We start from the raw sequence: 10,814 nt of genomic DNA on the forward strand, positions 1-10,814 counted from the left end.
CCAGGGGTGCATACCCGGCCTGCGCCGCGCATGCACCGTCCTCCTGTCGATCACGCTCACCGCCGGCCTGTTCAGCGTGGTACCGGCGATGGCGGACGACGACTCGGACGACGGCGGAACACCGGTGTCCGACCGGGCTCTGGTCGTCGGCCTGTGGAGGACCGGAGGCACCGGCGTCAAGGCCGCGGCGGAGAAGGCCCTGGTGGGCTCGGACGAGGACGTCAAGAACTTCCTTGCCGAGAGGGGCGGAATCCAGAACGACGACGACCGCGTCGATGTCAGCCGCATCGTCAACGTGGGCGGTCCCGCCGTGCAGGAGGCGGCCAAGAACGCGCTCAAGGACCCTGACCCGGGTGCGGTGCGCGCTTTCCTCGTCGGGGGGTGGAAGGCGCCGCTGCAGGAGGACCAGCGGGTGGAGGCCTCGCGGGTCATCAACTTCGGTGGTCCGGGAGTCAAGGCGGCCGGTATCGCTGCCCTCAAGGGCAGCCCGGATGACGTCGCGCAGTTCCTGAAGGTCGGCCAGTACCAGGCACGGGAGACCGATGACCGGGTCGAGGTCTCCAAGCTCATAAACGATGGCGGACCGGCGGTGAAGGCCGCCGGGAAGCTGGCTCTGCAGGGCACCCCGGATGACGTGGTGGAGTTCCTCGAGGTCGGGCAGTTCGTGGCCCGCAACAAGGACCAGGAACACGCCACCATCCAGCAGTTGGTGGATCAGGCGCAGAAGGCCGGGACACGGGCCCAGGCCGCGACCGAGGCAGCCAAGGCGGCCTCGGCGCGGGCGAAGGCGGCCTCCGCCCTGGCCAAGGAGGACGCGCAGCGGGCGGCCAAGGAGACCCGGGCAGCGAAGGGCGACTCCGAGCTGGCTGCGGCCAGGGCAAGGCAGGCGGCGGATGCCGCGCGTGCGGCCGCCGGCGCGGCGCAGGAGGCGATCGGCGCGGCGAACGCGGCCAACGAGTCCGCGCGCGTTGCTGCGGCGGCGGCCGCGCAGACCGCCAGTGCGGCCGCGGCCGCGGCGAACGCTGCCTCGCGGGCCTACAACGCCGCAGCCGCGGCCGCCGGCGATGCCGGCAAGGCCCAGGACGCGAAGAACGCGGCGGCCAATGCCCGGGCGACGGCGTTGCTCGCCGCCAAGTCGGCGAAGGCCGCCCAGGCGGCCGGGGACGCCTCCCGGGCGGCCAAGGACGCCGCTGCGGACTCGCGCGCCGCCGGCGCGGACGCGAACGCGGCGGCTGATGCGGCGGACGAAGCGAACGCGGCTGCCGATGCCGCCGGGGTGCACTCCGAGGAGGCCGCGCAGGCCGCTGCGGAGACCCGTCGGCACGCGGCGGAGGCCAACCGCGCGGCCAACGCGGCCCAGGCGCTGGCCGACGAGTCCGCGGATGCCGCCTACGCCGCGCGGGATGCGGCCAATTCCGCCGCCGCGCATGCGAACAAGGCGGCGGACGCGGCGGAGGACGCCGCCAAACACGCCGGCCAGGCAGCCGATGCGGCCAAGCAGGCCGACAAGCAGGCGCAAGCGGCCAAGCAGGCCGCCGACACCGCCGACGTGGCGGTGGCAACCGCCAAGAAGGTGTACGACATCGCCCGCAAGAGCGAGGCCGAAGACCTCACCACCCGCACCAACGCCGCCATCGAACGCGCCAGGACCCGCAAGGACCAGGCAGACGACTTCACCTCCGAGGCCGCCGCCGACCTGGCGGACGCCCGGGGCCTGGACGACACCGCGCAAACCCTCGCGGCGGAAGCCTCCAGGCCCGATGCGGACACCAAAGCTCTCGCGGCCAAGGGCCGCCGACTCGCCCTCAAGGCACTCAAGGAGCTCGGTCCGTTCAGCCAGGCCGCGGCCACCCGGGCCCTGTCCGGCACCGACGACGACATCCTGGAATACCTGCGCACCGGCTGGCGGAGCGCCAAGGCGCAGGAGGTCCGCGAGAAGGTCTTCGAGCTCAGCACCACCAGCCCCTACGAGGCGGTGCGCACCGCCGCCACCGACGCCCTCAAGGGCAGTGACCAGCGGATCGCCGACTTCTACACCACCGGCCAGTACACCGTGGCCAACGACGACCTGCGGGTGAAGGTCTCCCAGATCAACAACGCCGGCGGCCCCGGCGTCAAGGAAGCCTCCAAAGCCGCCCTGGCCACCAACGACCCCAGGACGCTGGCCGCCTTCATCGCCACCGGCCAGTACGGCGCCCGCAACGACGACGAACGCGTCGCCGCGTCCAAACTGGTCAACGACGGCGGACCCGAAGTCCAGGCGGCCGCCAAGATCGCCCTGTCCGGCCCCGCCGACGAACTGCACGACTTCCTCCAGGCCGGCCAGTACATGGCCGACCGCAAGGACAAACTCGCCGCCACCCACGACGCCCAGATGCAGCGCCTGATCGCCGAGGCATCCGGCATCGCCGCCACGGCCCGCCAGAACAGCTGGCTGGCCGCCAAGGCCGCAGCCGACGCCCACAGGGCCGCAACCGACGCGAAGAAGGCCGCCGCCCAAGCCGCCGACTCCGCCCACCGGGCCCAGGGCTACGCCCACGACGCCGACGTCGCAGCCACCAGCGCCGAGAACTCCGCCGACCAGGCGGCCAAGTCCGCAACCACCGCCCGCAACGCAGCCGACGCCGCCGACCGCGACGCCGACGCCGCCACCGAATCCGCCGCCCAGGCCGAGTTCAACGCCACCTACGCACGCACCTCCGCCGAACAGGCCGACCGGGCGGCAGCCGACGCCCACGACTCAGCCGTCGCAGCCGGCAAGAGCGCCAAAGAGGCCGCATCCCAGGCCACGCAGGCCTGGCAGATCACGATGGACAAGCGCCGGGCCGAGGAAGCCGAAGCCCGACGCCAGGCCGAAGAAGCACGCAAGGCCGCGGCAGAAGCGAAGAAGAAGCAGCCCCGACGCTGCCGCCCGAGCCCCAACCACGACATCGCAGGCTTCCTGCCCTGCGCACTCGCCCCCGGCGACTTCGTCATCGACACCACCCCGCCCGACCCGACCCTGACCGCCATCACCTGGGAACTCCTCGGCCTCAACGACATCAAGGACTGCATCAAGAACCCCGCCCTCGGCAAATGCGCTGCCGCCGCCATGGTCATCCTCCCCGGCGCCGGTGAACTCAAGGCCGCGAAGAAGGTCGAGGAGGGGGTCGAAGGTCTGGCCGAGGCGAGCCGGGTCAGCAGGACGATCGACGGTTGGCTTCCCCAGGACGCCGTGGACAAGGTGCCGGACTCTCTCAAGCCCTTCATGAAGACGAACAACAAGGGCGTGGGCTACCGATGGAACGACGGCAAGGGGAACGGCGTCCGGATCGACCAAGGAAACCTCAACAACTCACAGGAATACCAGCAGGTCGACCACGTGGTGATCAATTCGGGCGGCAGAATCATCGGTCGCGACGGAAACCCCATTTCCGGGTCGATCAAGGAAAACGCTCGGGAAGCTCACATCCCGCTGGAGGAGTGGCTGAAGTGGAAGGAGTGGAACAAGCCATGAGCCACACGCCACAGGTGCGACTGCCGCAGATGCGCGAGGAGATCATCGAGGCGGTTCGCGCGCTGTCCGATCCCGACCACCAACAACACGTCTGGATCGAGGGGCACTACCCGCATCCCGACTACTACGACGACCTCACATTGAACGTGCACGTGCTCTACGACGACACCCTGGTGCTCGAGGATCCCTTCGCGGCGATCGGAAGCACGCTGCGCGACACCGCCGAGGCGCAGTCCATGCAACGTCTCGCCGACCGGCTCGACGAGATCCTCAATACCGTGGGCCGGGAAGAGAGCGACGCGACCTACCTCGGACACCGGCTGTGGCCATCGGTGGTCGAAGCCGCGGCGGAGGCCCACAGAACGCTCACTCGGTGATTCCTGCAGTCGTCGACAGCTCCGTTGCAGGACATGGCATCCGTACGAATCGCCATTCACGTTGAGTCGGTCTTCCTGAATCAGAAGCCGGCACGTCATGTGCGCTGTGAAAACGTGACAGTTGCGGCGTTCGACAGGGCGCCGTGGTAGCGATCAGGGCCTTTCTGTAACGGTGGCGTGCCCACCGAATCACGCAGAAGCAACTGCCGGGTGCGGCTGACGCCGCACCCGGCGGTCGTCGTGACGGATCCACCCAGTCCGGTCGGGCGTGTTCCTCCCAGGGAACCGCGGTGGGAACACAGAGGAGTGACGGGTGCTCGGATGAGCCTTGTCGTCGAGAGAAGGCCGGCCTGCGTCGCTCTCGGCGGACCTCGGTACACGGTGTCACGGCGGCTGCCGTCGGGACGGCGCGTTCCTCCTGCAGCGACCGGCCTGCTGCCCTTTGCCGGAAGGTGCGGCCGGCGCCTGCTGCCACGTCATGGACGCCCGCCGGCAGCAAGGCTCCGGCGGGCGTCTCGCTCAGCTGAGCTCGGTGCCGCGAGTCTCGGGGAGGCCCAGCAGAGCGAGCAGGGCCACTGCGTAGCCGATGGCGCCGTACACGAGCGCCCCGCCCACACCGCCGGAGAGCCCGACGGCGGTCGGGAAGATCGACCCGATGGCGCGTCCGACGTTGTAGGTGAAGCTCTGACCGGTGCCGCGTACCGCGTGCGGGTAGAGCTCGGCGAGGTAGGACCCGAAGCCGGAGAAGATGGCGGAGGCCGAGAACCCGAGGGGGAAGCCGAGGACCAGCAGGAGGGTGTTCGAGCCCGCCGGGATGTTGACGTAGGTCAAGAGCAGGGCGGCCGAGAGGAAGGCGAAGAGGGCGAAGGCCTTCTTGCGCCCCAGCCGGTCGACGAGCGTTCCGGCGGTCACATAGCCGCAGAACGCTCCGGTGATCAGGACGAACAGGTAGCCGCCGGTACCGACGACGGTCAGGCCGCGCTCGGTCTTCAGGTAGGATGGCAGCCACGTGGCGAAGGTGTAGTAGCCACCCATCACACCGGTGGAAAGCAGGGTCGCGAACACCGTCCTGCCGGCCAGACCGCCCTTGAAGACGGACGACAGAGGTCGGCGCTCCTTCTTCTCGGCCAACCGCTCGGTGACCTCCGGCGCGTCCTGGACGTTGCGGCGCACGTAGACGAGCAGCAGTGCGGGCAGCGCCCCGGTCCAGAACAGCACCCGCCACACGATGTTCGGGCTCAGGCTGTCGGTGAGCGTGGTGCCGACGATGACGGCCAGCGCCCAGCCGACCGCCCAGGAGCTCTGCACCCACGCGATCACCCGGCCGCGGTACTTGGGTGCGGCGTACTCGGCGACAAGGATCGCGCCGGCCGCCCACTCACCGCCGAAGCCGATGCCCTGGAGGGTGCGGAACGACAGCAGCATCGCATAGTTGGCGGCGAACCCGCACAGCACGGTGAACACGGCATAGGCCGACACTGTGACCATCAGCGTCTTGACGCGCCCGATGCGGTCGATCAGGACTCCGGCGATCACACCACCGAGTGCGGACGACAGCAGTGTCACGGTGGTCAGCAGTCCGGTCTGCGCCTTGGTGAGACCGAAGTAGGCGGTGATGGCGACCATCGCCATCGGCAGCACCAGGAAGTCGTAGGAGTCGAGGGCGTAGCCGCCGAAGGCACCCTTGAAGGCCTTCCGGCCCTGCGGGGACATCGATCTGTACCAGCCGAACGGTCCGGTGGTCTCGGCTCGCGCCGTGACCGGGGAGCTCGTGTGAGTGGATGACACGGTGACCTCACGGGAGAGGAGATGAACGGGAGGGAGGCGAGGCAGTACGAGGCCGACGGCCCGGCGGTGTGCGACAGGTACTCGACCGGCGTCGGGGAACAAGCTAGGGATCGTTGAACGATCCTTCAAGAGGTTGAGAAGTCTTTTCTACAATCCGAGGCCCCGTTGCGCACCGACGCCCGATCAGCCCCTGCCAAGCCCGCCACCCAAAACGACCAGACCGGGTGACCGTGGGACAACAGGTATATTCGCCACTTCAGTAAAAGGGCCTCCGCGTCCGCGCACAGCCACCGCATGCCGTGCGCTGCGGGTTCCGGCCGCGACCGTGGCGAACCACACGGGTGACGCCCACCCTCCCTCGGACCGGAGCCGGACATCGGCCGGCAGCGCGAGCCCACGGCACCACGCCGTCGACCCGAGCGGCGGCGGCGTCGCCGTGTGCGGACCCGTCCCGCGTGACCCGGTCGGGCCTCCCGACGCCCCCTACGGCGACTGGATACGATCAGGAGTTCGAAATGGGGACGGCCGAGCGGGGGCGACCCCTGAGGCAAGTGCTCGGTCGTCGGGGGCTCGTCGTGGCCGCCCCTGGACGTCAGGCGGGGCGCCGGGCCGGCACGAAGCGGACCGGCAGGCCCGGTCTGGCCTGGGCAGCCGCGCTGAGACTGCTTTCGGGAACGACGCCGACGACCGGATAGCCGCCGGTCGTGGGGCAGTCGGCCAGGAAGACCACGGGCCTGCCGTCGGGTGGAACCTGAATCGCTCCCACAACCATGCCCTCACTGGCCATTTCCTCGTGCACCGCGCGCTCCAGCGCGGGTCCTTCCGTCCGCAGCGCGATCCGGTTGCTCTTGGCGGAGACCAGGAACCGGGCGCCGGTGAGGGTCTCAAGGGCGGCGGAGGTGAACCAGTCGTCCCGCGGACCCAACAGGACAGGGAGCACGAGTTCGTCCGGCGGAGCCTGCCATATCGTCGTGTCCGAGTGGAGGGGACGGCCGGCCCCTTCTCCCACGGGCAGGATGTCGCCGTCCCGAAGCGGAGGGGGACCGAGACCGGAGAGGAGATCGGTGGAGCGGCTGCCGAGGACCTGGGGGACGGCGAAGCCCCCGGCGACGGCGACGTAGCTGCGCAGTCCGCTGACGGCGGTGCCCACGTCGAGCACCGCACCGGCGGGCACGTACACGGGGGCGGCCCACGCGGCGGGTCGTCCGTCGACCCGTACGGGGGCGGGTGCCCCGGTCACGGCCACGACTGCCGGCTGGGCGGTGCGCAGGGCCACGCCGGTCAGGGTGGTCTCGAGGGTTGCCGCCCCGGCCGAGTTGCCCACCAGCCGGTTCGCCAGTCGGTGCGCGGGCTGGTCGAGCGCTCCCGACCGCGGAACGCCCAGCCCCGCGTGGCCGAAGCGACCAAGGTCCTGGACGGTGGTGAGCGCCCCGGCCCGTTGGACTTCCATCTTGCCGCCGTTCATGCGCAGTGCCTCTCGGCATTCGTCGTGCGGGAGGGCACCGGCTGAGGAACGAAGCGGACCCGCGTGCCCGGTGTGAGGAGGGCGGCCGGCTCGCGGTCCATGTCCCACAAACATATGTCGGTGCTGCCGATCAGCTGCCAGCCGCCGGGAGAGACACGGGGGTAGACGCCGGTGTAGGGACCGGCGAGCGCCACGGAGCCGGCTGGGACAGCGGTGCGCGGTTCAGCCTTCCGGGGCACGTGATGGCTCTCAGGCATTCCCAGCATGTAGGGGAACCCGGGTGCGAAGCCGCAGAAGGCCACCCTGTGCTCGACAGCGCTGTGGATCCGGGCCACCTCGTCCTCGGTGACACCCCACAGGTCCGCGACCGTGCCGAGGTCCGCTCCGTCGTAACGCACCGGGACCTCCAGGAGGGGGCCACATGCGGCGTCCAGGGGCGGTACGGACCACTGACGCAACTCCGCCTCCATGGCCCGCACATCGGTGACCCCGTACAGCAGCACGGTTCTTTCGCCGGACACGATCTCCCGTACCGGCGCAAGCGTTCCCGCCGCGCGTCCGCTCAGGAGCCGGTGGTGCCAGGCCTGTGCCTCCTGCGGTGTATCCAGGTCGACGAGGAGCGAGTCCGCTCCGACCTGCCTGAGCCTCATGCGAAGGCCTCCACTCTGACTCCGGCCTCCCGCAGTGCCGCGTGCACGCGCCTGCCGAGTACCACCGCGCCGGGGGTGTCCCCGTGCAGGCACAGCGAGCGGGCACGCACCACCAGGGCGGTTCCGTCGTGGGCTTTGACATATCCGTCCCGCACCAGGGTGACGGCCCTGCGGGCTATGTGCTCGGCGTCGCTGATCACCGCGCCGGGGGTGCCCCGTGGCACCAGGGTGCCCTCAGCGGTGTAGGCACGGTCGGCGAAGGCCTCCTCGATGGTGGGCAGGCCGACCCGCCCGGCCTCCTGGAGCATGGCCGAGCCGGGCAGGCCCAGGACGGGGAGGCCCGGGTGCGCGAGCAGGACGCCCGCGGCCACGGCCGACGCCTGCTCCTGGTCCGACACCACCCGGTTGTAGAGCGCTCCGTGCGGCTTGACGTAGGCGACGTCCGCTCCGGCCGCCCGCGCGAACACCTGCAGGGAGCCGATCTGGTAGGCGATCTCGTCGGCGAGTTCCCCCGGAGGGACGTCCATGGCGCGGCGGCCGAAGCCCGCCAGATCCCGGTAGGAGACCTGTGCTCCGATGCGCACCCCGCGCTCGACCGCCTTCTCACAGACCCGCCGCATGGTGCTCGGATCACCGGCGTGGAAGCCACAGGCGACGTTGGCGCTGGTCACGATGGACAGCAGGGCCTCGTCGTCGGTGAGTGACCATCGGCCGTATCCCTCCGCCAGGTCGGCGTTGAGGTCGATCACGATGTCCGTCATCGTTGTCATGTCTCCTTGGAAGAGTCCTTGGGGCACCAGACGCCACTGCGCGGTCATGCGACCCGGTAGTCCGTGTCCCGGGCATCGGTGATCAACATGTGTCCGGGCGCGTGCGTGATGGCGAAGGGGGGCTTCGACGCCACCAGGGCCGCCTGCGGAGTCACTCCGCAGCCCCAGAACACCGGCGTGTCGCCCGGCTCGGCCTCGACCGGGTCGCCGAAGTCGGGGCGGGCGAGGTCCTCGATACCGAGTGCAGCGGGGTCGCCGACGTGCAGCGGGCTGCCGTGGACGGAGGGCGTGAGAGCGGTGACGCGGGTCGCCGTTTCCACGAGATCGGCCGGGATCTGGCGCATGGAGACCACCACGGGACCTCGGAGTCGGCCGCCGGCCCGACACGGCAGGTTGGTCTTGTACATGGCAACGTTGCGCCCCTGCGCCACATGGCGCAGCGGGACGCCGGCCCGGGCGAGGGCGGTTTCGAAGGAAAAGCTGCAGCCGATCAGGAAAGTGACCAGGTCCTCACGCCATACTCCGACGACGTCGGCCGGCTCGTCGACCAGCCGGCCGTCCTCCCACACACGGTAGCGGGGGACGTCGGTGCGCAGGTCGGCACCGGGCGCCAGGGATGTCGACCAGGAGCCCGGGTCCGTGACGTCGAGGACAGGACACGGCTTGGGGTTGCGCTGGCAGAACAGCAGGACGTCGTAGGCCCACTCCGACGGTACGGAGATCAGATCGGCCTGAGTGCAGCCGGCGCACCAGCCCGCGGTGGGCGCGTCAGCACCTTCACGGAAGCGGGACCGCGCCTGTCCGGGAGTCAGAGCCTCAGGTGTGGCGACACTCGTCATCGATGGTCCTCTCATCAGGGGAGCCCGTATCGGGGCCGTCCCTTCTGGTCACTGCCGATCTGCCGGCGGCCCGGGCCCGGCCGCCGGTCCGCGGCCGCCGCCCGGTTGCCACATCGAGGGCCGTTCGTCCTCGGGGAACTGCACTGCGCCTGCCACGGCACCAGACCCATGTTAGAGGATCGTTGAACAATCTGACAGAGGTGATTGTTGTTTCGTTCACCGCTTTCCGGTTGACTGGGCACTGTCCAACGAGAGACCGCCGGAGCCAGCCGTCGGCCGCAGAAGGGAATGAGCCATGTCGACCGGGGTGGATGCGTCGGTTCTCTTCGGCGACCGGGAGCGCCTGGGCCGCTCCAGCACCGCCGATCGAGTGGCCGACATCCTGCGGACGCGCATCGCCGAAGGACACCTGCCCCCCGGCAGCAAGTTGTCCGAGGACTCCATCGGCAGCGCCCTGGGCGTCTCGCGCAACACACTGCGGGAGGCCTTCCGACTGCTGACGCATGAACGGCTGCTCGTCCACGAGCTCAACCGCGGGGTGTTCGTCCGGTATCTCACGGTGCAGGACGCCACCGACATCTACCGGGTGCGCAAGCTGATCGAATGCGCGGCCGTCCGGAAGCTCGGCATTCCGCCCTACGATCTGAGCCAGGCGGAAGCAGCGGTGGCCGAAGGCGACAAGGCGGCCGCCGGGCACGCCTGGCTCGATCTGGGCACCGCGAACGTCCACTTCCACCAGGCCGTCGTGGGCCTCGCCGGAAGCGACCGCCTTGACGAGCTCATGCGCGGACTCCTGGCGGAACTACGCCTGGTCTTCCATGCGATGGACAATCCGCGCGACTTCCACGAACCCTACCTGGAGCGCAACCGCCAGATCCTGGCCGCCCTGAAGGCAGCGGACCTGGTCCGCGCCGAACTGCTGCTGTCGAACTACCTCGACGACGCGGAAGGGCAGCTGTTGCGAAGGTACTCCGAACTCACCCGGGACTGACCGCCCCGGCCACCCGGCTTCACACGGTTCTACGCCGACCAGTGGTGGCACAGGCCACCGGAAATGACGGAGGAGGCAGCGCCGACGGGTGGGCGCGCCGATCCGCCGCCCCCGGACGGACGACCTCTCCGCGGGCCTGCGTGTGTCCGCGGCCCGGCTCCAGGGCGCCGGAGCCGGGCTGCCGTCGGGCTTCACGCCACCCTTCGGCATGATCGCCTTCCGCCCGGAACGTCCGTGTTCACGAGCGCCGAGCCGGTCTCGCCCGGCACGGACGACCCCGCACCGCCGATGGCCCGCGCAAGGATCACGACGGCCGTGGACCCCTGCGACCACCCCGCCTCCGTCCGGCAACGTATTGAAGAATTGTTCAACAATCCCTTAGTCTGGGGCGCGCCCCCGCTCAGTTCGCCTCGACACGCAGCCGACTGCAGGACCCGT

Annotated in this window: 8 protein-coding genes; 3 read left to right on the forward strand and 5 right to left on the reverse strand. The window is 70.1% G+C overall.

What is annotated here, in order from left to right; genetic code table 11:
* Nucleotides 1-88: 88 nt before the first annotated feature.
* On the forward strand, nt 89-3,496 hold the full coding sequence (locus AC5WS8_RS20010; protein ID WP_496104774.1) for an ALF repeat-containing protein: 3,408 nt from the start codon (nt 89-91) through the stop codon (nt 3,494-3,496).
* Nucleotides 3,493-3,873 carry an SCO4402 family protein gene (locus AC5WS8_RS20015; RefSeq protein WP_496104775.1) on the forward strand — a complete coding sequence of 127 codons (381 nt, stop codon included), beginning with the start codon at nt 3,493-3,495 and terminating at the stop codon, nt 3,871-3,873. Before AC5WS8_RS20010 ends, AC5WS8_RS20015 begins: the two co-directional genes overlap by 4 nt.
* Before the next feature lie 519 nt (nt 3,874-4,392).
* Here AC5WS8_RS20015 and AC5WS8_RS20020 read toward each other — a convergent pair.
* From AC5WS8_RS20020 to AC5WS8_RS20040, 5 genes are all read right to left on the reverse strand, one after another.
* Complete coding sequence (locus AC5WS8_RS20020) at nt 4,393-5,661, reverse strand: MFS transporter (protein WP_496104776.1); 1,269 nt, start codon at nt 5,659-5,661, stop codon at nt 4,393-4,395.
* A 592-nt stretch (nt 5,662-6,253) separates the two neighbouring features.
* Nucleotides 6,254-7,126: a 5-oxoprolinase subunit C family protein gene (locus AC5WS8_RS20025; protein WP_496104777.1), complete on the reverse strand. Its 873-nt coding sequence runs from the start codon at nt 7,124-7,126 to the stop codon at nt 6,254-6,256.
* Nucleotides 7,123-7,776: a 5-oxoprolinase subunit B family protein gene (locus tag AC5WS8_RS20030; RefSeq protein ID WP_496104778.1), complete on the reverse strand. Its 654-nt coding sequence runs from the start codon at nt 7,774-7,776 to the stop codon at nt 7,123-7,125. The genes AC5WS8_RS20025 and AC5WS8_RS20030 overlap by 4 nt, the downstream gene beginning before the upstream one ends.
* Nucleotides 7,773-8,537, reverse strand: a complete 765-nt coding sequence (locus tag AC5WS8_RS20035) for a LamB/YcsF family protein (protein ID WP_496104794.1) — start codon at nt 8,535-8,537, stop codon at nt 7,773-7,775. Before AC5WS8_RS20035 ends, AC5WS8_RS20030 begins: the two co-directional genes overlap by 4 nt.
* A gap of 53 nt (nt 8,538-8,590) precedes the next feature.
* Nucleotides 8,591-9,385 (reverse strand): putative hydro-lyase, encoded by a 795-nt coding sequence (locus AC5WS8_RS20040; protein WP_496104779.1) that lies wholly within the window; start codon nt 9,383-9,385, stop codon nt 8,591-8,593.
* A gap of 295 nt (nt 9,386-9,680) precedes the next feature.
* On the opposite strand from AC5WS8_RS20040, the gene AC5WS8_RS20045 reads away from it, so the two are divergent.
* On the forward strand, nt 9,681-10,376 hold the full coding sequence (locus AC5WS8_RS20045) for a GntR family transcriptional regulator (RefSeq protein ID WP_496104780.1): 696 nt from the start codon (nt 9,681-9,683) through the stop codon (nt 10,374-10,376).
* Nucleotides 10,377-10,814 lie beyond the last annotated feature (438 nt).

Source organism: Streptomyces sp. PTL18, assembly GCF_059510295.1.

Excerpts from the sequence above, each read along its gene's own strand:
- AC5WS8_RS20010 (WP_496104774.1), top strand. The coding sequence starts at position 89 with ATGGCGGACGACGACTCGGACGACGGCGGAACACCGGTGTCCGACCGG.
- AC5WS8_RS20015 (WP_496104775.1), top strand. The coding sequence starts at position 3,493 with ATGAGCCACACGCCACAGGTGCGACTGCCGCAGATGCGCGAGGAGATC.
- AC5WS8_RS20025 (WP_496104777.1), bottom strand. The coding sequence starts at position 7,126 with ATGAACGGCGGCAAGATGGAAGTCCAACGGGCCGGGGCGCTCACCACC.
- AC5WS8_RS20030 (WP_496104778.1), bottom strand. The coding sequence starts at position 7,776 with ATGAGGCTCAGGCAGGTCGGAGCGGACTCGCTCCTCGTCGACCTGGAT.
- AC5WS8_RS20035 (WP_496104794.1), bottom strand. The coding sequence starts at position 8,537 with ATGACGGACATCGTGATCGACCTCAACGCCGACCTGGCGGAGGGATAC.
- AC5WS8_RS20040 (WP_496104779.1), bottom strand. The coding sequence starts at position 9,385 with ATGACGAGTGTCGCCACACCTGAGGCTCTGACTCCCGGACAGGCGCGG.
- AC5WS8_RS20045 (WP_496104780.1), top strand. The coding sequence starts at position 9,681 with ATGTCGACCGGGGTGGATGCGTCGGTTCTCTTCGGCGACCGGGAGCGC.